The 21,697-nt window shown below is 33.6% G+C and carries 18 protein-coding genes; 13 read left to right on the top strand and 5 right to left on the bottom strand.

The window, feature by feature from the left end:
• Positions 1-129: 129 nt before the first annotated feature.
• The 4 genes from OQ292_RS22305 to OQ292_RS22290 form a co-directional block, all read right to left on the bottom strand.
• A complete protein-coding gene (locus tag OQ292_RS22305; RefSeq protein WP_284686160.1) occupies positions 130-1,683 on the bottom strand; it encodes an amidase in 1,554 nt (517 codons plus the stop codon).
• A gap of 113 nt (positions 1,684-1,796) precedes the next feature.
• Complete coding sequence (locus tag OQ292_RS22300) at positions 1,797-2,177, bottom strand: hypothetical protein (protein WP_284686159.1); 381 nt, start codon at positions 2,175-2,177, stop codon at positions 1,797-1,799.
• A gap of 84 nt (positions 2,178-2,261) precedes the next feature.
• Positions 2,262-2,618: a hypothetical protein gene (locus tag OQ292_RS22295; protein ID WP_284686158.1), complete on the bottom strand. Its 357-nt coding sequence runs from the start codon at positions 2,616-2,618 to the stop codon at positions 2,262-2,264.
• 108 nt (positions 2,619-2,726) lie between these two features.
• Positions 2,727-5,099 (bottom strand): ABC transporter permease, encoded by a 2,373-nt coding sequence (locus OQ292_RS22290; RefSeq protein WP_284686157.1) that lies wholly within the window; start codon positions 5,097-5,099, stop codon positions 2,727-2,729.
• A gap of 256 nt (positions 5,100-5,355) precedes the next feature.
• On the opposite strand from OQ292_RS22290, the gene OQ292_RS22285 reads away from it, so the two are divergent.
• The 11 genes from OQ292_RS22285 (at position 5,356) to OQ292_RS22235 (ending at position 18,340) form a co-directional block, all read left to right on the top strand.
• Positions 5,356-6,375: an SDR family NAD(P)-dependent oxidoreductase gene (locus OQ292_RS22285; protein WP_284686156.1), complete on the top strand. Its 1,020-nt coding sequence runs from the start codon at positions 5,356-5,358 to the stop codon at positions 6,373-6,375.
• 109 nt (positions 6,376-6,484) lie between these two features.
• Complete coding sequence (locus OQ292_RS22280) at positions 6,485-7,327, top strand: helix-turn-helix domain-containing protein (RefSeq protein ID WP_284686155.1); 843 nt, start codon at positions 6,485-6,487, stop codon at positions 7,325-7,327.
• A 58-nt stretch (positions 7,328-7,385) separates the two neighbouring features.
• Positions 7,386-8,531, top strand: coding sequence for an adenylate/guanylate cyclase domain-containing protein (locus OQ292_RS22275; RefSeq protein ID WP_284686154.1), 1,146 nt, complete (start codon positions 7,386-7,388; stop codon positions 8,529-8,531).
• Positions 8,532-8,653: 122 nt separating this feature from the next.
• Complete coding sequence (locus tag OQ292_RS22270; protein WP_284686153.1) at positions 8,654-9,034, top strand: hypothetical protein; 381 nt, start codon at positions 8,654-8,656, stop codon at positions 9,032-9,034.
• 296 nt (positions 9,035-9,330) lie between these two features.
• Positions 9,331-9,765 carry a hypothetical protein gene (locus OQ292_RS22265; RefSeq protein ID WP_284686152.1) on the top strand — a complete coding sequence of 145 codons (435 nt, stop codon included), beginning with the start codon at positions 9,331-9,333 and terminating at the stop codon, positions 9,763-9,765.
• A 401-nt stretch (positions 9,766-10,166) separates the two neighbouring features.
• Positions 10,167-11,582, top strand: coding sequence for a glycoside hydrolase family 140 protein (locus OQ292_RS22260; protein ID WP_284686151.1), 1,416 nt, complete (start codon positions 10,167-10,169; stop codon positions 11,580-11,582).
• Between the two features lie 219 nt (positions 11,583-11,801).
• Positions 11,802-12,821: a LacI family DNA-binding transcriptional regulator gene (locus OQ292_RS22255; protein ID WP_284686150.1), complete on the top strand. Its 1,020-nt coding sequence runs from the start codon at positions 11,802-11,804 to the stop codon at positions 12,819-12,821.
• Positions 12,822-12,870: 49 nt separating this feature from the next.
• Complete coding sequence (locus OQ292_RS22250) at positions 12,871-16,482, top strand: glycoside hydrolase family 38 N-terminal domain-containing protein (protein WP_284686149.1); 3,612 nt, start codon at positions 12,871-12,873, stop codon at positions 16,480-16,482.
• A 189-nt stretch (positions 16,483-16,671) separates the two neighbouring features.
• Complete coding sequence (locus OQ292_RS22245) at positions 16,672-17,379, top strand: hypothetical protein (protein ID WP_284686148.1); 708 nt, start codon at positions 16,672-16,674, stop codon at positions 17,377-17,379.
• Between the two features lie 8 nt (positions 17,380-17,387).
• The gene (locus OQ292_RS22240) at positions 17,388-17,876 is read left to right on the top strand and encodes a protein-glutamine glutaminase family protein (RefSeq protein WP_284686147.1); all 489 of its coding nucleotides are present in this window, start codon (positions 17,388-17,390) and stop codon (positions 17,874-17,876) included.
• Positions 17,873-18,340, top strand: coding sequence for a hypothetical protein (locus OQ292_RS22235; protein WP_284686146.1), 468 nt, complete (start codon positions 17,873-17,875; stop codon positions 18,338-18,340). The genes OQ292_RS22240 and OQ292_RS22235 overlap by 4 nt, the downstream gene beginning before the upstream one ends.
• 92 nt (positions 18,341-18,432) lie before the next feature.
• Here the strand turns inward: OQ292_RS22235 and OQ292_RS22230 are convergent, their stop codons facing one another.
• Positions 18,433-19,302, bottom strand: a complete 870-nt coding sequence (locus OQ292_RS22230; RefSeq protein ID WP_284686145.1) for a polysaccharide deacetylase family protein — start codon at positions 19,300-19,302, stop codon at positions 18,433-18,435.
• A 344-nt stretch (positions 19,303-19,646) separates the two neighbouring features.
• Here OQ292_RS22230 and OQ292_RS22225 point away from each other — a divergent pair, with 344 nt between their 5' ends.
• Together OQ292_RS22225 and can are read left to right on the top strand one after the other, a co-directional pair.
• Complete coding sequence (locus OQ292_RS22225) at positions 19,647-20,528, top strand: DUF808 domain-containing protein (protein WP_284686144.1); 882 nt, start codon at positions 19,647-19,649, stop codon at positions 20,526-20,528.
• Positions 20,529-20,770: 242 nt separating this feature from the next.
• The gene (gene can / locus OQ292_RS22220; RefSeq protein WP_284686143.1) at positions 20,771-21,415 is read left to right on the top strand and encodes a carbonate dehydratase; all 645 of its coding nucleotides are present in this window, start codon (positions 20,771-20,773) and stop codon (positions 21,413-21,415) included.
• The last annotated feature ends 282 nt before the right edge of the window (positions 21,416-21,697 follow it).

The following is a 21,697-nucleotide window of genomic DNA, read 5'->3' as shown; positions in this document are numbered from 1 at the left end:
TTCTTATATTTTCAAGTCGAATCATTTATCCCACAAGCTTAATAATTTTAATGAAAATGATTGGGGTCATGTTAAACTCACCAATCATTCTCATCAATTTCTCCATTATTAAATAATAGACCTAGTTATCTATAATTCTGGAAATCCTTCTGGTGGTCTTCTATGTTTGGTTTTTTGTTCAAAAGCTGATGCTAATTGAAATAAAACTCCTTCGCTAAATGGTCTGCCAAGTAATTGGAAGCCAGCAGGATACTTATCATAAGAATAGCCCATTGGAACAGCTATTGCCGGAAACCCTGTAGGAGGTGATAATTTACCACTGGTATCTCCTCTAGGTCCATTTAAGTCTCCAATCAATCTTGGCGGATACGTAAACGATGGATAAATCAAAGCATCTAAGTTCAGACTATCCATTACATGTAGAATTCTATCTCGTAATTCTTGTCTCAGTGTCAGATTTTTTTGCCAATCTGGATGCTCTTCTGGTACATCAACATCTGCTTGTGCATCTAGAAGACCTTTTGCTAAATATGGGTGAAAGTCTTTAGAGTCAATGATATCTTGCAAAGTCTTATATTTGGCACTGTCACCCAAACTAGCCAAATAGGCATTGTAATCTCTTTTAAGTTGTCTTATTCTAGAGCGCGATTCATTCAAAGAATCTAGGTCAGGAATTAAAACGGAATCTACCATAGTAACACCTATAGTAGACATATTTGCAATCGCATTGAGCATAAGCTGATGAACGCTAGAATCTGATTCTTCAAGAGGGAAAAGTTGTCTTATTATCCCAACTCTTTTGTTAGAAACATCTTTCCCAAGAAATGACTGATAAGATTCTTCTTTTACATCTATACTCTTTGCTGTTACTTGATCTGCTGAATCATAGCCTGCAATCACATCAAAAATAATAGCAACATCCTCCACGGTTCTGGCCATTGGTCCACCAACATCATTTGTTAAAGCCAAAGGCACTATGCCATCACGGCTAGTCAACCCTACAGTAGATCTGATACCCACAAGCGCCTGGTGTGAAGAAGGTCCTCTAATTGAGCTTCCGGTATCTGTTCCTAAACCTGCAACAGCAAAACTGGCTGCAATTGAAGCGCCTGTTCCTCCACTAGAACCTGCCGTAGTTCTTCGTGTATCGTAGGGGTTTCTGGTATAGCCGGGCAGTACCGAGCTAACTGTAAAAGCTCCACTAAAAGCAAATTCTGCAAGATTCGATTTGGCTAAAACGATAGCACCTGCCTCAATCAATTTTTTTATTTGATAAGCATCATCAGGAGGATAAGAATCTTTTAAAGCCAAAGTTCCATTACTTGTTGGCAGTCCTTTTACATCAAAATTATCTTTAATAATAAGTGGAATTCCATGTAAAGGCCCTAGAATAGTCCCTTCGGCATACAAGCTATCCAAATAAATTGCCCTTTCCATTGCTTTTGGGTTCACAAGAATAATGGAATTGATGGATGGACCTTTTTTGTCATAAGCTTCTATACGCTTTAAGTAACCCTCCACCAAATACTGGGCGTTAATCTCTCCTTTGCTCATTGCTTCGCGAACTGAGGAGATTGTGGCTTCAGAAAGATTAAACTTGCTCGTTTCTTTCTGACCCCTATCGCATCCTGAGAGAAATATCAGCAAGATGGCGATTAACTTGAAAATAAATTTTGATTGCATAGTTAGTGATTGTTGTAGAACAATGTGATTTAAATAATTGTCAAAAAAGTAGACATTAGTAGTGATAAAACACAAATTTATCAGCTAAAAATACAATAATATCAATAAAAGGACTAATACTTTGATAATAATTCAAATACAGGTAGCAATTGATTTGAAATTGTAACTAGGAGAGGGAAGAGGTAGTTACTACACAGCGAGTGCAATGCTTTACGTTGAAGTAGATTTTCAATTTTTTTTTTCCATTCTAGCCAATCGTATTCGACTGATTTCAGACAAGCAGCGAAATGAATCATGCGCCCCCAATATTCTAAATTGTATAACTTTATTTCTTTATCATTTTTAGTAATCGAAAACATTTCTTTAGAAAGTGGAGGCCATGAATTGGAAGTCGAAAGACTTGATATTATTTTTTCATTATGAGGATAAATCTCTTCTAATCGTCTATGATTTAATCCATATTCTTCAATGACTCCATATATAAATGTAGTCATTCCTATTCTTCTAAATATAATAGTTACAATCTGCGCTAAGATTAAACGATAACACCCAGAGTAGCTATTCCAAAAGAAGTCTTATTACCACTTATAATTCTGCATTAAACAAGTACTTATTTCTTTCTCCATTTTTAACCATGGTGATAATGAGAACTTTTCTAAAAATAATATGATACTTGTGCCTAAACCAACAAATAATAAAGATGTAAAAAGCGAAACAACGAATCTGTTTGCTTTTGATGGAACAATATCTTCTAGTACAATATAGTTTTCTAGAATTTTGATTTTTACTCCTACAACAGAAGATTTATAAACCTTTAAAGTTTTATCTTCTTCTGACATTGAAAATTTATAAGCATTTTTCTGGTGAAAAAAGTTTTTCAACGCTCGCATAATTTCCTTTACAGAAGGAGTATTATTTGTAATTGCAATCTTCATATTGTACAGATTTAGTATCTCTATCAAGATAAGCGTAAAAAGTTAAACATGCACAATTTAGGTTAATTAATCATACTCCAAAACTAAATTTTCTAAAGTGATAAACCCTCATTCATTCCTAATACTATCTACAGGATTGATAAAGATGGCTTTGATACTTTGACCACTTACAGCGACTAGTGCAATTAGAAGTACAATCAAGCCAGATAAGGCAAAAAACCACCACTCTAAATCTATTTTGTAGGCAAAGTCGTCGAGCCACTCAGAAAGCAGATAATTGGCGATGGGCACAGCAATGATGAAAGCAATTACAATGAGTTTGACGAAACTTTTTGAGATGAGAAGAAAAATATTTGAAGTAGAAGCACCCAAGGTTTTACGAATGCCGATCTCTTTATTTCTTTGTTGCAGATTGAGCGCTGTTAAACCATAAAGACCTAAACAAGAGATAAAAATTCCAAAAATGGCAAAGTAAGCCACAAAATCGTTCATCACACGCTCAGTCTTATAAATCTGATTATAATTTTCATCTAAAAACCAGTAGTTCAAAGGGTAAGCTGATGCATATTGCATTTGTATTTTTTCTAAAACGGAGATGGCTTCGGTAGTTTTTCTAGCAGCTAACCTCACCATCATATAATTGTGTTTTTTATTAATGCGGATGATTAAAGGCTTGGTGGTACTGTAAATAGGGCCTGAATGAAAATCTTTAACAACACCTATAATCTGCCCTTTTTCTCCCCACATCGAGAATGACTTATTTATTGGGCTTTGGATACCCATTGCCTTAATAGCTGCCTCATTTACAATATAGTTGCTAGAATCTTGAGCAATCTCTTTATTGAATGTTCTGCCTTCGGCCAGTTCCATTTGCATGGTTTTAAGAAAGTCGAAATCTACCCAAAGGTGATTAAACTCTATTTCTGAGCCTTCGAGTTTACCTTCCCAATCTACAGCGGTAACAGTATAGCCAATTTGCAAAGGGTTAGGATTAGCCGCCGAAACCTGAACAATACTGCTTTGTTCCAACAATTGTTGTTTAATAGTAGCATAGTTATCACTACTTTCTCCTTCTAGCGCGACCATCAACACATTTTCTTTATCGAAACCTAAGTTTCTATTCATAATAAAATTGACTTGTTGATAGACCACCATCGTACCAATTACCATAAGCATGGAGATAGTAAACTGGAAAAATACAAGCGCTTGCCGAAAGAGACCGATATTAAACTTAGATTGAAAGTTGCCCTTCAATACCTTTATTGGTTGAAAAGAAGAGATAAAAAATGCAGGATAGCTACCAGCAGCTAAACCTGTAAAAAATAATACACCAAGTAACAGAAACCAATGCTGAGAATTGGTGAAATCGAGGCTCAGTTGTTTTTCGGTAAGCTCATTAAAAGTCGGAAGTAAAATAAAAACCAACACCACAGCAGATACAATGGCAATAAAACTAAGCAAAAATGCCTCTCCAATAAATTGTTTAATCAAGGTGATCTTTCTGGCGCCAATCGCTTTTCTAATACCTACTTCTTTCGCTCTTCTCATCGATCTGGCTGTAGCTAGATTAACAAAATTAATGCAGGCCAAAAGCAAAATAACGAACGACACTATGGTAAATAAGATCACATAGGTAATTCGTCCACCAGTGTTTACCCCATTTTCAAAATTTCCATATAGGTGGCTTTTGGCAAAAGGAAACAAGAAAGTATGCGCATTTTTGTGGTGCCCATCGTCTCGGTAATTTTGAATCGCTAAATCAAATTTCTGGTTGAAAGTAGCTAAATCTGTACCTGCTTTTAATTTTATAAACATGGGATTATTGTAATTTCCCCACTCTTTAGTTGCAGGATTTACCTCTAAATAAAACTCAAATGGAATGAGAAAATCGAATTTAAGCGAAGAGAAAGTAGGTGAGTTTTTAGCTATGCCAGTAATGGTTAATGGGTGTTTGTTTTCAAATAAGATAGTTTCACCGATAACAGATTCTTCTTGCCAATCTTTGCCAAAAAAACTGCTGGCAAACCTTTCTGAGATAACAATGGAATATTTTTCTTTTAAAACATGATTAGTGTTCCCTTCGAGGAGTGGAAAATCAAATATCTCAAAAAATCCATCACTAATAAAATAGCCCTCTTTAATTAAGTTTTTTTCATTTTTTGAGAATAACTGCTCATTACCCCAAGTAACCATGGTAGCTGCTTCAATGTCTGGATAGTCGGCTTCCAGTTTTTCTTCTAGCGGTTGTGGGCTTCCCCACCATGTATTTATGCTGCCATCGGGATATTTCATATTTACCATTAGTCGGTAAATATTATCAATGTTTTTATGGAACCTATCGAATCTTACCTCGTCTTCTACCCAAATAAAAATCAAAATACTACAGGTAAGGCTAATTGTTAAGCCAAAAATATTGATCATGGCAAAGTTTTTTTCTCGCCATAATCGTCTAATCGCAACCTTTAAATAATTATAAAACATAGAAGAGACCATTCATTGATTAGATATCAAAATAATAAATTAAATGGATTGAATACGAATGATTTGCAGTATGTTGCTATTATTTTGCAGCATACCGAATATTATACTTTCAATTTAGAGCCGGTTAGATTTTATACTTTTTGCATCTGAATTATTATGAAATAGTGGTCTTATAAACAAAGCAAAGTTGGTCTTTTAAACAAAGTTGTATGATGTTATGGCATCTACTTTTGTCTTAAATAAAACTTTTAAAGAAATGAGACAAAATAGTATTCATGCAATCTTACAACAACCTTTAGGCTCAGGTTTTAATGCATCTTCCACAGCAAGTGATGTGATAAATGGTATCGATCTTTCTGGCAAAATTGCCATAGTAACAGGTGGCAATACTGGTATTGGTTTAGAAACAACTAAAGTGTTGGCAGCAGCAGGAGCAACAGTAATTGTACCAGCAAGAGATATTGAGAAAGCAAAGAAAAACCTACAAGGAATAGCTAAAGTAGAAATTGAGTCATTGGATTTATTTAATCCTGCATCTATTGATGATTTTACAGAAAAGTTTTTAGAATCGGGTAGGGCGCTTCATCTGTTAATTAACAATGCAGGAATAATGTGGGTACCATTGCGAAGAGATGGTAGAGGTATTGAATCTCAGCTAGCTATTAATTACTTAGGGCAATTTCATCTAGCAGCTAGATTATGGCCAGCTTTAAAAAAAGCCAATGGGGCAAGAGTAGTAAATGTTTCATCATTTGGGCATCAAATGGCACCTTTCGATTTTGAAGACCCTAATTTTGAACATCGTGAATATGAAACATTACAAGGCTATGGACAGTCAAAAACTGCCTGCAATTTATTTACTGTAGAGTTAGACAATCTGGGAAAATTATTTGGCATTAGAGCCTATTCTTTACATCCGGGTTCTATTAATGGTACAGAGCTAGGTCGTGAAGCACCAATTGAATTATTTCAACAAATGGGTTTGTGTGATACTCAGGGAAACATCTTGCCTGAAGTAGCGGCAAAACTTAAAACTATTTCGCAAGGTGCCGCTACTACTGTGTGGTGTGCTACCAGTCCTTTACTTAACAACATCGGTGGAGTTTATTGCGAAGATTCAGATGTAGCAGAATTGGACTTAGGCAATATTGTTCATAGTTACGATGATCCCTCAAGCTCAAGAGGAGTACAACCTTACTCTCTAGATGAAAACCTAGCCAAACAATTATGGAATTTAAGTGAAGAAATGACTGGGATAAAATTTAAAGCTGATTGAGCTAAATAAGCCTAATGGTTACCATCAATTAGGTGGTAACTTTTTTAGGTTATAAGAATCAGGTTCTGAAATAAATTAGTAAATTTTGAAATTAAACCAGATTTTAAAAATGGATCATATATCGAAATATCTGACACCCGAAATTAAGCTTTCTTGTTACGACGATAAGTTTTTTAAATCAGAGATTGTGTTCGATCAGCACATGCTTATTTGGTTTATTTCTGGTGAGACTAAGATTGTTCAGGCAGAAGCCACACATTATTTCAAAACAGGAGATATTTTCCTTATTCCAAGAAACAAGCCGGCCACAGTCATCAATTATCCGAAAGATGGCTTGCCACATAAAACCGTGGTGATGTTGTTAACTTCAGATATTTTAAGAAGCTATTATAAAAGTATAGAGCCTCAAGTTAAGACTTTGCCCATCCCAAGTATTTGTAGTTTTAAGAATCATCCTTTGTTGGCGAGTTGTTTGGCTTCTCTAATTCCTTATTTCGATTTGAACGAACCTATGCCTCAGTATCTAGCCTTGCTAAAAATTAATGAAGCCATTAGCATTTTAAGAACAATTGATAATGAAATTGACAGTATTTTGGCCAATTTTGACGATCCTTACAAAGTCGATTTAATCAGTTTTATGGAAAAGAACTACATGTTTAACATGCCGATGGAAAAATTTAGCTATCTAACAGGTAGAAGCCTTACTAGCTTTAAACGGGATTTTAAAAAAGCTTTTAATACAACTCCTCAAAGATGGCTTACACAAAAGCGTTTGGAATTAGCACATTATCAACTCTCAGAAAACAATAGAAAACCAATAGATGCATGTTATGAGTCTGGCTTCGAAAACCTGTCTCATTTTTCCTTTGCTTTTAAAAAGCGTTTTGGTTATCCCCCTACAAGTTTAATCGATCAAAAAAGTAGTAGATTAGGGATTAAAATGCTCAAATAGACAATTGAAAAGCGATTGTTATTAAGAAGGTTTGGGCCAATGGATTAACTTGCAATGGATGAAGAAAAAATTTGAATATACTACATTTGCCAATCGTTTTGTAGCAAGGTTTCCATTACTTTCATACATGGGTATCCAAATGAATTTCTGGATAATAGCAAACTGTTTGCTTGTTACAATCATGTATCTCCATGCGCAGATTATCAGTCAAATTTATAAAGTATTAATCGCAATTAGTTTTATATCATTTATAAAAATGGCTGTTATAACTGGTGCCTTGTATGGGTTAATACTAGGGCAAACAGGTTATTACTTTGATAAATATATCTTTAAGAAACTACCCATCGGTAAAATAATACTCTTCAAAACCATTACATCACTTTTGCTACTAATTTTTCTTTTATGGCTTTTAAGGGTTGAGCTATTCGATTTATTTGTACCAGTAACATTCTATGAATCTGGTTTTATGATTAGTGATACCACATGGGATAACCTATTTTACCTTCTAATGATCTATTACTTTTTTATGACCCTCATAATTAGTTTTATCAATCAGGTAAATAAAAAATATGGTCCGGGAGTGGTGGTGCCTTTGTTATTGGGCAAATACAGACATCCCAAAGAAGAGGTGCGAATTTTTATGTTTATGGATTTAAAATCCTCAACCGCAACAGCAGAAAAGTTAGGACATTTAAAATATAGCGCATTTATAAGAGATTGTTTTGATGATATTAATGAAGTGATACTACCGAATTATGCTCAGGTGTACCAGTATGTGGGAGACGAAATAGTGCTTATGTGGCCAGAAAATGAAGGACTTAAAAACCAACATTGTATTAAGTTTTTCTTTGCATGCAAAAAGGAATTTCAGAAAAGAGCAGACTATTATACCACAAACTATGGTACCATTCCTGAATTTAAAGCGGGTTTGCATCTAGGTAAAGTAACCGCAGTGGAAATAGGAGAAATTAAAAAAGACATAGCTTACCACGGAGATACTTTGAACACCGCAGCCAGAATCCAAAGTGTTTGCAATGAATACGATAAAGATTTTCTTGTATCTGAATATTTATTAGAGCGAATTGCATCTTGCCAAAATATAATAATAGAATCTATGGGAATGATTTTGTTAAGAGGAAAAACAAATAAAGTTGGTATAGCAAGCATAAATGGAATTGAAACTGAACAAGAAAAACTGACTTAAGTTTATTAATAACTCTTTGCTTTAAGTTTGATACTGAGAATAGAAATCTGGATGTTTTGGTTAAACTTTGAAAGTTTTTCTAATACACATTAATTCCCTAGTTTAGCTGCAAATATTAATTGTTGAAAAGTATAATTTCCATATTATTAGTAAGCTTATTTTTGGTGCAAATTACTACCAGAGTATGGATTGTATTTTCTTTTAAAATCAATCAGGAATATATTGCTCGAAACCTGTGTGAAAAGAGAGACGAAGCTATTACTATGTGTTATGGTTCTTGTTACTTAAAGAAAAAATTAAAAAAAACGGAAGAAAGCAACACGCAGCAATTACCCTCAACCTTAAAATTGAAGTTTGAAACTTTATATTTCAGCGAGTATAAATTACAAATGCCTTTTGCTGAAAATATCATTGTTCAAAAAGATTATAACTCCTTTTACCATTTTATTAAAAGCAATTGCGCACTACAAGGAGTTTTTAGACCCCCACAAGGTTTGTCTTAAATAGCCTTGTACACATTTGGCAGTTTTCAGGATAACTGAATTTCATTTTGCTTAAAATGATTGAATGCAGATATGTGTTTCTGTATTGAACATTTAAGTAAAATCTTATCATTCCTATTTGGAAAAATAAGCAGTCTTTTAGTTATGCCTGATTAAGCTTCTTTAAACTTGTGTGGCGCTCTCAATTCGAATATTTACCAAAATGTATTATAGCTGTTTTAATTAATCATTTGCCATATGTAAGTGATTAAGAATCAGCATATTTTATGATTCAATTTCTATAACCATTAATTAAAATGATGAAAACAACCTATTTAATTTTTATTAGCCTCTTAGTAATTTCTTGTTCAGGATCGACAGAAAAAGATACTCAAGTTACATTGAAGGATGAAGTTTTAAAAATCCATGATGAAGCGATGGATAAGATGGGAGTCTTGTATTCTTTCGAAACAAAACTTAAAGAAGAGTTTGACTCTACCCAAACTGAAACTTATGATAAAGCTATCACTGAGCTATCAAAAGCACAAGAAGATATGATGGAGTGGATGAGAAATTATTCTAAAACTTTTCCTCATAAAATGCATAACAAAAATGATGAATCGCATGATAAACCCATGATGACAAAAGAACAAGAAGAGGAGCTTTTGAAAGAGGAAAAAGTAAAGATTATAGAGATCAAAGAAAGGATGGATTATAGCATTGCTCAGGCTGAGAAGCTATTGTCTAAATAACTCATAAACTACTATGAAGAAATACTTAATTGATCTCTCATTAATAAGCTAAGTATCAGTGGGTAATAGGTAAAATGGGAAGTTGTTCTTAGAACCTATTTGAGTGATTCGATAAGTTACTTTAATACTCATCTGAAAGAGAAAAGTTGAGAATGATGTATTGGCTAATCAATAAGTAATTTAAATTTTACTCTTTATGAAATCCATTGCTCTGTTAGAAAAAGTAGAGCAATGGATGATTAACACATTTGGAAAATAGAAGATTTACAATAAGCTCTAAAGTCATAGTCTAATTTCAATATTAAATTTTAAAGAACCATTTAATAAGCATTTTAGAAAGTACTAAATATTTATTATTTTAAAATTTCAAGCTTCCTTACATTTTTTAGTACTCCTTTAATATGAAAAGAAATACCACAATTAACTTATCTTATTTACTATTATGTAATGCCATAAACTTTTTTCTTAATAAAAATAAGCTACTCTTTTTTGGTTTAACAATTACAGTTTTATGCTTTTGCGGACAATTTGCTCATGGCCAACTTTCTGTCAGTGAAAATGGTAGATATTTGGTTAGTCATGATAATACGCCGTTTTTGTGGCTGGGAGATACTGGCTGGGGACTTTTCCAAAAACTCAATCGAGAAGAAGTTGATTTTTATTTGAAAACAAGAGCTGAGCAGAGCTTTTCTGTGATTCATGCAGCGGTTGTTCACAAAAATCCATTTATAGTACCAGAACTTGAAAATATTTATGGAGATAAGGCATTTGAGGATGAAGCTTTAATGAAACCAGCCATTACTGAAGGTAATAATCCGAAAGATGAAACAGCTTATGATTATTGGGACCATGTGGATTATATAATTGAAAAGGCAGATGAATATGGCATATACATTTTATTTCTGCCACTATTTGGTATGGCAGAAGACGACGGTTATAACCTGATAAATGAAAAAAATGCTTATAGTTATGGGAAATTTTTAGGCAGTAGGTATAAAGAAAGGAAGAATATTATTTGGTGTATGGGCGGAGATGTACTCTCTGAGAATGAAAACTGCATAAATATATGGAATTTGTTAGCTAAAGGTGTAACAGAAGGAGTTGCAGGCAATGAAGATTATACTAAAACCTTAATGTCTTACCACATTAGAGGAGGGCACACTACTTCAGAATCTTTTATGGAGGCACCTTGGTTAGATTTTAACATGAACCAAACTTGGGATTTGTACACTTCGATTTATAGCATGGTTTCAAAAGATTATAACAGTATGAAACTTGCTCCCATTTTACATGGTGAAGGTGCTTATGAAGATGGGCCTGAATATCCAACTAAACCCATTACTCCACACAAAATAAGAAAGCAAGCATATTGGGCTACTTTTGCAGGAGGTTTGCATACTTATGGCAATTCAAACATTTGGAGTTTCGGTACAAACCCGAAGTATGTTACAGAAGATTGGAAAAAAGCCATCTTTTCAGAAGGTGCGAGGAGTTTATCTATTTACACTCAGTTTATGAAGTCAATAGATTGGTGGAGTTTTATTCCAGATCAGACAATTATTGTAAATGGAGTGGGAGCAGCCGATTCTTTAAATGTAGCAATGCGCTCTGGGGATAAGCAAATTATGGTTTATCTTCCAGAACCAGCAGAAATTACCCTTGACCTAAAGAACAAAATTAAATCTAAAAAACTAACTGGTGAATGGATTAACCCTAAAACTGGAGATAGGAAAGACGCTGGAAAATTCAAGAAGAACGAGCTTATAAAAATTCATACACCAGAAGATTGGGAAGATGCCTTATTTTTATTGAAATGAGTTTGACTTGCCTTTAATTGAAAGATGCCTCATTCTAATTTCTATGAAATTAAACATATTTCTAAACCTAAATATAGTAGCAATCTATTGATATATTGCTCAGAATAAAAGTTAATTTTTCCTCCATATCAATAATTTAAGAACAAGTTTTTTTCGAATTAAATTGATGATATAATTACGAATATTATATATTTGGACTTCACTAAAGCGGTTTAGTTAATGAAGGAAATTTTCTTAAAGGACATTGCAGAGAAATTGAAACTATCGAAAACGACGGTTTCTTTAGTGCTAAACAATCGTGGAGATGAAAATAAAATAAGTAAAGCAACCCAAAAGCGAATATTGGATTTTGCCCGTGACAACAACTACAAACCCAACCAATTGGCAAGGGGTTTAAGTTTGGGTAAGAGTGAAACAATTGGCCTCATTGTTCCTAATATCTCAGATATTTTTTATGCCAGAATAGCTCACTATATAGAGCTTAAGGCAAAAGAATTTGGCTATACGGTAGTTTTTAGTAGCTCGAATGAAAATGCCGAAACAGAAAAGGAATTGATTCATTCCATGATTAACCGCCAAGTGGATGGTTTAGTAATAGCCTCAACACAATGTAACCAAGCCGACATCTTAAAACTTAAAAATTCTAAATTTCCCTTTGTATTAGTAGATAGGCATTATCCAGAGATTAAAACCAACTATGTAATAGTAGATAATCTCGGCGGCGTGAAAAATATGACCGAACATCTATTAAAAAATGGGAAGAAAAACATTGCACTAATTACAATTAAAAGTAAGCTAGATGCTATGCAACAAAGGCGATTGGGTTACGAAACTGCACTTCGCGAAAGTAATATTGATATAAACACAAACCTTATCAAAGAGGTCGATAGATTTAATTTTGAAGCTGAGATAAAAGATGCCATATCAGAATTAAATAGCAATTCGAATGGGGTGGATGCAATCGTTTTTACTACACACTATTTAGCAGCTTCCGGACTCAGAGAATTAAAATCTTTAGGTATAAATGTCCCCAATGAAATTGCCATTATCAGTTTTGATGAACTCGGCGCATTCGATTTAGTCGATCCACCAATTACCTCTACCAAACAACCTGTTAGTGATATAGGCAATCTTGCTATTGAAATTCTAATCAACGAAATCGAAAAGAAAAATGAAAACTTCATCAATGAAAAAATACTACAGACTCAATTATTAGTAAGAAAATCTTGTGGAGTATAAAAATTTTCATCAAAAACTAAAGCGGTTTAGTAATATATAAATCCAAGCTATGAAACATAAAAAACTATATAACTACTTAACAATTACCATTTTGCTATTTGCTGTTTGCATTTTGGCGAATAAAGCAATTGCAGTTTCAAACAAAACTTTATCATCAAATTCATTTACTTCTCCCTTGCATGAAGGCAGCAGCCAAAGCCACATTCAAGAGTTAAATACGAATGGTCATCTTTACGAAATTTGTAAAAACGACATTGAAGGATTTCAAGAAATGCTTTCCGGCTCTGAGTTTTTTTCTTATCCATCGATAAGAGAAGATATCGGCACATCTATGATAGCTCGAGCCACTACAGGCAAAATAGGCTTCGAGTTTCTTACTGGCATAGTTCCAACAGATTATGCTGCTGAAAAAGTCACTTTCTTTATGCTAAGTGATATTGATTTAAACCTACATGAGTCATTTGATATCCATGTAAATGATAAACCGATCTTAACTTTCAATTCTAATGACGATGGTTCATTATCTATCACTCAAAATCCGGGAAATGGAAACGCCGAATACATTTTAGTAAGAAGAGATGGAAATAGCGATGGTTTAGGCGCATTTCGCTTAACTGTTCCGACAAGCTATTTAGAGAAAGGTAAAAGTGCCAAAATCAAATTTGTTGGGCATGCAAAAAATTCGAATTGTTGGATAATGATTTTTAAGGCAAAAGATGCTGTTGAGCGAATAAAAAAATCGGTTACTAGCGAAGCCGCTTTTATGATTAAAGAAAGAAATGAGGTATTATACGTAGATGCACCTGCTCATTTCGCAGGAAGAAAAGTGTACATCAAAAGCGATAAAAAGAAGAGTAAAGTAAGTGAATTTGTTTTACAAGGTGAATTAGCAAAGGCATATTTTAACATGGCAGCACCAAAAAATAGCTTTAGCATTTTTTATGGTGATCAAGAAATCAGTTTGAATTTTGAAAATGGCCAAGGTATTTTAACAGAAACTGATATTGAAGGGAAATATCTGTTTCATCATAATACAAATAATAATAATGGCTGGTTTGCTTCCATAGCTAAATTGTACAAACCAGAATACTTTGAAATTTTTAATGATTTCTTCGACAAAAGGTACGAGAATGGACTGGTTTCTATCATGAATTCGAGCCATCAAGATATTGCTTGGGTAGATCGTCCAGAAGTTTGTATTGTACTTAGAGATACACTCTTGCTAGCTCCAGTAATTAAAGATGCATTTGTAAGAGACGATTACGGTTTTGATATTGAAGATGGCTTAATGTTGAGAGAATATCTATCCAGACATCCAGAGTCTAAAGAAAGATTGACCACTTTACTCGACAAGAAACTCTTATCTGTTGGCGCGACTTATAACTGTCCCTACGAAGACATGTATGATGCTGAAGATCAGGTTCGCCAATTATACCTAGGGAAAAAATGGGTAAAAAAGAATTTTGATGGATATGATGCTAAGGTTTATTGGAATGTAGATGTGCCGGGTAAATCTTTACAAACGCCACAAATTCTGAAGAAAGCAGGAGTAGATTATATGGTAATTAGTAGGCATGCCAAAGGGATGTTCCATTGGCAAAGCCCAGATGGAAGCTCTGTGTTTACTTATTCTCCCGGGCACTATGGCAATGACTTGCTATACCTTTCTAGAGACTTAAACAGCAAGTTGAAATATGGAGCTGAGCAAGTAAAGTTTTGGGAAAGTAGTTTTGAAGGAACAAACATCCACACACCTTTACTATCGAGCCAAGACATGTTACCTGCTATAGATTATTCTGATTTTATAGATTCTTGGAACAATTTTGATCATTTGAAAGACGAAGCTGGAAATGAACAAAAAATAACCCTCCCGAATATGGAACTAATGACGGTGGATGAGTTCCTACCTTTGGCGGCAGAGAATGCAACGAATGTTGATACAATTATGGGAGAGCGACCAAACGTTTGGGTATATATTCACGGTCCTGCACATCACGAAGCAATTTCTGCAAGTAGAGAAGCTTCTAAGTTATTACCAGCAGCGGAAAAATTTCTCTCAATAGCTAATGTAATTGATCCGCAAAAAATGCCTTATCCTTACGAAACACTAGATGAAGCTTGGCAAGCTAAAATATATCCCGATCATGGTTGGGGAGGACACGATGGAGATATTACCGATAATCTCTTTAAAGAGAACTTGGTGAAATCGAAAGTGATGGGACAAGATTTATTAAAGAAAGGTATCGATTTTATCGCAGATCGAGTAGAAAAAAATGAAAAATTAGGCATTCCTATTGTCCTGTTTAATAGCCTTTCGTGGACAAGAACAGATCCAGTAACTGTTTCTATGAATTTTGCCAAAGGCGATATGCTCAATGTAAATGTGATGAAGTCTGATAAAAAGTTAATTCCAACTCAAAGCAGTAAAGTAGTTTATTATGATGATGGAAGTATAAAAAGTGCAGATATCACCTTTATTGCAGAGGCTATTCCTTCTATCGGTTATGCGACTTATTATGTAGCAAATGGTGCAAAAGATAAAAAAGAAGTTGACTCCAAAATCAATGCAAACAGTTATGAAAATCCATTTTATAAAATCAGTTTTGAGAATGGAGGTATAAGCCAAGTGTATGATAAGGAATTTAATAAGAACCTGTTTACTACCGATAATTTTAAAGTAGGTGATGTGTATACCATGCAATCAGTTGGGAATGGAGCAGGAGAGTTTGGCGATATTCAGCAACCTAGTTTAGAGGGTTTTGAGAAAGCCAGTGCAGTTAAATCAACATGGAAGATTGTAGAAAATGGCCCTGTTTACACTGCTTATCACATTGAACAAGAAATAAGAGGAGCCATCGCACAACAAGAAGTTACGATTTATCACAATCTAAAGCGCATCTATTTTAACAATAGCTTACGCAACTGGACAGGAGAATTATACAGAGAGTTTAGAACTGCTTTTCCAATAGATATGGATAATCCAGAAATTGCACACGAAGTGCCTTTTGGCAGAGTGAGAGTTGGCAAAGACGAAATTAAAACTGCCGGTGAGCGCTATACGCCTTTGTGTAAAGATGTACACCCAAGAGCCATTATCGATTGGATTTCAGCAACTGATAATGAAATCTCTGTTACATTGAGTTCTTCAGTAGCCGCCGCAGATTGGGTTGATCCTACAGCATTGGAATCAAACAAAGCAGTATTGCAAAACATCTTATTGGCAAGTAGAACCTCTTGTCACTGGCAAGGTAATGAGTATTCGCAAGCAGGGAATCATTATTATCAAAATGTATTTACTTCTAACAAGGCTAACAGCATAGAAGGGCAAAAAATAGCCAAACAGAAAAATGAGCCTATACAAGTTGTGGTTTATCCAGATAATGTTGTCGATGCCTCTTTGCCAGAATCGGCTAGTTTCTTTTCGATCGATGTGGAAGATGTAATGATTACTACTATCAAAAAAGCCGAAGATACAGAGGATATGATTGTAAGAATGTACAACACAAAAGATAGCAATGAGCAAGTAAATATATCTTCATTTTTCAAGCTAAAAGATTATAAACATACCAACATCATTGAGGAAAATCCCACAGCAGTTTCTCCTCAATTAAAAGTTGGTAAATACGCCATTGAAACATTTAGCATTGAAGTAGAAAAATAAGAATACATACTTTTAGTGAATCGGGGTACACAAGATTAAGGAAATTTTGTGTGCCCTTTTTATTTAGCACACTCCTCAGTTGAAATTGAAAAATTGCTGACTTTTGTATTTAGGAATTTAATATTTTGTTAGATTGAAAAATTATAATTGAGTTAGGATAGATATATAAACACAATCTGAAAGCTTTAAATGAGAAATATTTTAGTAGTATCGTTTATATTGATTTTGAGTGCTTGTTTCCCAGATTTGGAACAAAAAGATGTTGAATATTTTCAATTTTTAAAACAAAAATCATTAGATGGGAAATACGATATTTATAAATATGCTCGAAATGGAATGATGGCATTTAGCAGCGATATATACGGGATACAAATTCAAAAAACAGGAACTGATTTCAAAGAAGGTAAAGGGATTAATATAGATGGAGATATAATTAAATGGATTTCAAAGGATACTCTAGAAGTTTCAGTTTTGGAATTAGGACACAGACCCACTGATACATTAGCAACAGTATCTTATGAAAAGGCATATGATTTAACATTAAAATTTTTGAAATACAAGGGTAATTCAGGAGGAACTTTAAGAGAATTATATTTTGAAAGCTTAGGTTTCAAAAATGACAAACTAATCTTCAAAAATATTCAAGTACTAAAAGGTAAAGCTTATAAAAAAGAAATTGAGTTAAATTTAGGAGATATTGAAATAGAAGTAAACAATGATACTATTTCCAAATTTGTTCACGAGAGCTTAGAGTTTTCAATGGACGGAATTTATAAACATTCAGCTGATAGTATTGAAAGAAACCTGCCAAGTATTCAAAGTTTAAGAACCTATTTTGTCCCAACTACAACATTGAAAATATCAGATTTAAATGATATAAAAGGAGTATTTTACTAGGACATTCAATGACAAAAAAAGATGCAGAAATATTCTTTGATGTTGTTCTAAAGCATCCCAAGCTTTTTTGGAAAGCAAACAACACAGGATGTGAAGCCCAAGCAGACCTTGTAGCAGAATTGACATTTCAAAAAGGCTTTAAAGTGAATAAAATCTGGATTCGTCCTTTGTCTCCTTCAGATTCTTTTTTGGTTTATTTAAACGAAGCTGGCACCGAATTTACTGCTTGGAATTATCACGTTGCAGCAGCTGTAGAAGTAAATGATGCATCAAATACAGAAACTTTAATCATCGATCCCACTCTTTTTGACAAACCTGTTAATTTGGAGTTTTGGCATAAGAGATTGTCTCGATTATCTAACCAATACAATGTCATTTTAGAGAAAAACAATCTAAAAGAGAAGCATTTTTTAGTCCTGAAGATTTTCTTACAAGTTCAAATCGGGAAAAAGCACTTGCTAAACGAAAAGAAACTCTCATTAACTCATCAGATTTGAATGATCCTATAGTTTTCGATGGATTTATGATGAAACTTAGAGGAGTCTTTGTGGATAAATTGATGGTAGCTGATCTCGAGAGATTCCAAAAGTTAAAAGTGATGTTAAGGAATAATGAGTTTAAGAAGTGGTTTCAAAAGCCTATTACTAATGACAAACTAAAATCTCAACTAAGTAACAAGAATTTTTATGGGATAGAGTCATCAACCATCAAAAACAACATCGATTTATCATTGAAAGAGGCTTCGGTTAATCTTAAAGAAATCTATTGGGAGCAAATCGGGAAAGCTTTTAGGAAGCTAACAGACCGATCTCAGCAGCTACTTAATGGTGGTTTTAATACGGAAACCCTAACTTTTAAAATTGAATGGGAAGAAGATTATTTCAGACGTTCTTGGTATGCGCCAAATAGCGAAGAATTATGGGCGAAATATGGTATTCCTGTAGATGATCTTCAGAATTAACATTTATCTCATACTGAAACAGAAACACCACAACAATCACTAATTAAATTTTAAAGAACTGAGAATAACTAAATTCTGAATAAATCTAGGGCTTATTTACCTTTCCTAATTTTGTTCAAATCACCCCATGTAACTAATTCAATATTATTCTCTTTTAGCTTAGCTTTGTTTATTTCGCTTGTAAAAAAATCAAAATCTATTTGTCTCCATTGAGACCCAAAATTCGGGTGGTTTATTGTAACTCCTTTCATCTCGCTATCATCAAATGCTGGGTGGATTAAAATCAGGTTTATGCCACTAGTTAAATTTTCAATAATCCCTTTATAAAAGTCGCCCAGTTTTCCATCTTCGAAATATTTGAATTCACCGATATAGGTATTGTCAATTACAAATTCGCCTTCTTTTATATTTATATCTGGATCTAGACCGACCATTTGCATTAATTGTTTATTTATCAATACAGGAAGGTCAAATTTTTCACCGATTTCTTTATAAACTTTTAAAAATTTAGCATCCGATCCAACGCTATACATATGTGAGTCTAGATGAGTTGGTTTTAATCCGAATTTGATTGCTTTTTCAACTTGCGCTTGAAGCTCTTTTTTTACATCTTCTGGAGTCGCACTTTTTCTGAGCTGTTCCCTTTTTTTATAAAAATATCCATTCTCATCGACTAATGAAGGAACTTCAGAAACAGGTGAAACTGGGCCGAATTTGTAATTTTCCCATTCGCAAGTAAGAGTCAAATGTATACCATAATCGAATTTAGGGTTGTTTTTTGCATATACTGCCATTTCATAAAACCACGGGCATGGTACCATGATGCTATATGAGTTTACGAATCCTTCCTCTAATGACTGTATAGTAGCCATATTTTCAGAATGAGAAAGACCTGCATCGTCTGCATGTATTATTAATAATTTAGCGTTTTCTGAGAAACCCAGTTTTTGTACAGAGTTCAATTTATATTAGTCTTAGTTAGTTACATTATTTCTCATATTGTACTTTACTTTATCAGTTATTGTACAATCGTTTATTATCAAGCTATATATCTTACGAAGCTAGTGAAATCTGGTGTGACTCACAACGATTCCAAATTGTACTATATACAGAAATATAAAAACTTCTGAGAAACTTAAATGGTTTCTATTCTCGCTTTTAAAAGGAAATTACTTTTATTTTATAAATAGCATATGTGCAGAGAGGTTAAAGTGGTTTCTATCAAATAATCTTGTGTTTCGCTTCAAAATCTTACTTTTAAGCTTTAAAATTATTTACTTTGCCTGCAAAAAAAGTAAACTAATATATGGCTTCAGGTTTTTTTGTGCTCTTAGACGATATCGCTTCACTGATGGATGATGTGGCTACTATGGGCAAAATTGCGGGAAAGAAAACCGCAGGTATTTTAGGAGATGATTTAGCAGTAAATGCCGAAAAAGCTTCAGGCTTTATGTCTTCAAGAGAGTTGCCGGTGCTTTGGTCCATTACCAAAGGTTCGCTGCTCAATAAATTAATTATTCTACCCATTGCTTTTTTACTCAGTACCTTTGTCCCTTCAGTCATTACGATAATACTAACAATTGGTGGGCTATACTTGGCTTATGAAGGTGCCGAGAAAGTATATGAGTTTTTCTTTCCACATTCCCACGAAACGAAACTACAAAAAAACAAAGCACTTTCTGAGGAACAACTAATGGCACTAGAAAAAGAAAAAGTGAAATCAGCCATAGTTACTGATTTTATTCTATCTGTAGAAATTATCATTATTGCATTAGGTCCAGTAGCTGAGGAGCCCCTAAAAATACAGATACCTGTTGTTACACTCATCGCATTACTAGCTACTGTTGGAGTTTATGGCGTAGTAGCTTTGATTGTACGTATGGATGAATTTGGTACTACTCTTATCAACCTTAACGAAGAGGAAAATACAATTTCTGATAAAATAGGAATATTTCTAGTAAGAGCTTTACCAAAGGTTATTAAGAGTTTATCAGTAATAGGAACCATTGCACTTATGTTGGTTGCCGGAGGTATATTTGTGCACAACCTGCCTTTTATGCATCATCTTGAAGAAAGCATTCATATACCGGGAATATTATTCGAATTTCTTGCCGGACTCATTATCGGTGCAGTTGTATTACTTATAGTGATGCTTGCCAAAAAACTGTTTAAACCAGCTAAGAAATAAAACCACTTTTATACTGATTGAATATGGAAAGATGTACTTGCAGTTTGTGGTGTGACCTATGGCAAAATGTATTTACATTACCTAATATCTTGCACAGGAGTATCAGGTATAGTAGAATGATTTTTTAATAAGAGAAAATCTGAGAAATATTATTAGATATGAAAGAGAATTCATTATTTTGGATATTAATAAAGTTTTAGAATTATTTATTTTAAATATATAAGGTTTAACATCTAGAAAATATGGCTGAAACTATCAAAGATTTAATTAATGGCAATGTAACATGGGTTAGAAATACATTAAGACATAACCCTGATTTTTTTAATAAACTTGCTACAAGTCAATCGCCTAAATTTTTGTGGATAGGTTGTTCAGACAGTCGTGTGCCTGCTACTGAAATTACTAATGCCTTACCAGGGTCTATTTTTGTGCAACGTAATATTGCTAACTTAGTAGTTCATACAGATTCCAATTTGTTAAGTGTAGTATATTATGCTGTTAAAGTTTTAAAAGTGAAACATATTATAGTATGTGGTCACTACGGATGCGGTGGCGTAAAGGCAGCTATGAGCAATGAAAGATATGGGTTTCTAGACAACTGGTTATTGCATATCAAAGATGTGTATCGTAAACATGAAATGGAACTTGATGGTATTGAAGACGAAGAAAAGCGTTTCGACAAGTTTGTTGAATTAAATGTGCTAGAACAAGCTAGAAATTTAGCCAAAGTATCATTTATTCAAGAAGAGTGGGAGTCTGGTGAGTTTCCATACATTCATAGTTGGGTTTATAGTCTAAAAGATGGGCTTATAAGAGATCTAGGTATTAGTATTAATTCTAGTTCTGATTTAGAAGGAGTGTATAGGTTCAATAATCTAAAAAAATAACATTGAAATAGTCAAATGGATTTTATATGAACTAAAAATATAAAATCCATTTTTTTTTTACAAATCCCCAAACTTCTCAAGTTGAAAATACATTTTTGGTATTAGCTATAATACGATAAAAACCAAAAAAATTTAGAGAAGTAGCCATCCTGTTTAGATGAATTAATACATTAAATTATTAATTAATTTTTTAGTAATAATTCTAGAAAATCATTTTGATTTAATCAGAGTTTTTTGATTATTTTGCACCACATTTAACCCAAAAATAATGGTTGGTTGCTA

Source organism: Chondrinema litorale (assembly GCF_026250525.1).
Classification (GTDB): Bacteria; Bacteroidota; Bacteroidia; order Cytophagales; family Flammeovirgaceae; genus Chondrinema; species Chondrinema litorale.
Note: the sequence above shows the minus strand (reverse complement) of the source record. Positions and strands in the feature narration are given on the sequence as shown.

Excerpts from the sequence above, each read along its gene's own strand:
- OQ292_RS22305 (WP_284686160.1), bottom strand. The coding sequence starts at position 1,683 with ATGCAATCAAAATTTATTTTCAAGTTAATCGCCATCTTGCTGATATTT.
- OQ292_RS22300 (WP_284686159.1), bottom strand. The coding sequence starts at position 2,177 with ATGACTACATTTATATATGGAGTCATTGAAGAATATGGATTAAATCAT.
- OQ292_RS22295 (WP_284686158.1), bottom strand. The coding sequence starts at position 2,618 with ATGAAGATTGCAATTACAAATAATACTCCTTCTGTAAAGGAAATTATG.
- OQ292_RS22290 (WP_284686157.1), bottom strand. The coding sequence starts at position 5,099 with ATGTTTTATAATTATTTAAAGGTTGCGATTAGACGATTATGGCGAGAA.
- OQ292_RS22285 (WP_284686156.1), top strand. The coding sequence starts at position 5,356 with ATGAGACAAAATAGTATTCATGCAATCTTACAACAACCTTTAGGCTCA.
- OQ292_RS22280 (WP_284686155.1), top strand. The coding sequence starts at position 6,485 with ATGGATCATATATCGAAATATCTGACACCCGAAATTAAGCTTTCTTGT.
- OQ292_RS22275 (WP_284686154.1), top strand. The coding sequence starts at position 7,386 with ATGAAGAAAAAATTTGAATATACTACATTTGCCAATCGTTTTGTAGCA.
- OQ292_RS22265 (WP_284686152.1), top strand. The coding sequence starts at position 9,331 with ATGATGAAAACAACCTATTTAATTTTTATTAGCCTCTTAGTAATTTCT.
- OQ292_RS22260 (WP_284686151.1), top strand. The coding sequence starts at position 10,167 with ATGAAAAGAAATACCACAATTAACTTATCTTATTTACTATTATGTAAT.
- OQ292_RS22255 (WP_284686150.1), top strand. The coding sequence starts at position 11,802 with ATGAAGGAAATTTTCTTAAAGGACATTGCAGAGAAATTGAAACTATCG.
- OQ292_RS22250 (WP_284686149.1), top strand. The coding sequence starts at position 12,871 with ATGAAACATAAAAAACTATATAACTACTTAACAATTACCATTTTGCTA.
- OQ292_RS22245 (WP_284686148.1), top strand. The coding sequence starts at position 16,672 with ATGAGAAATATTTTAGTAGTATCGTTTATATTGATTTTGAGTGCTTGT.
- OQ292_RS22240 (WP_284686147.1), top strand. The coding sequence starts at position 17,388 with ATGACAAAAAAAGATGCAGAAATATTCTTTGATGTTGTTCTAAAGCAT.
- OQ292_RS22225 (WP_284686144.1), top strand. The coding sequence starts at position 19,647 with ATGGCTTCAGGTTTTTTTGTGCTCTTAGACGATATCGCTTCACTGATG.
- can (WP_284686143.1), top strand. The coding sequence starts at position 20,771 with ATGGCTGAAACTATCAAAGATTTAATTAATGGCAATGTAACATGGGTT.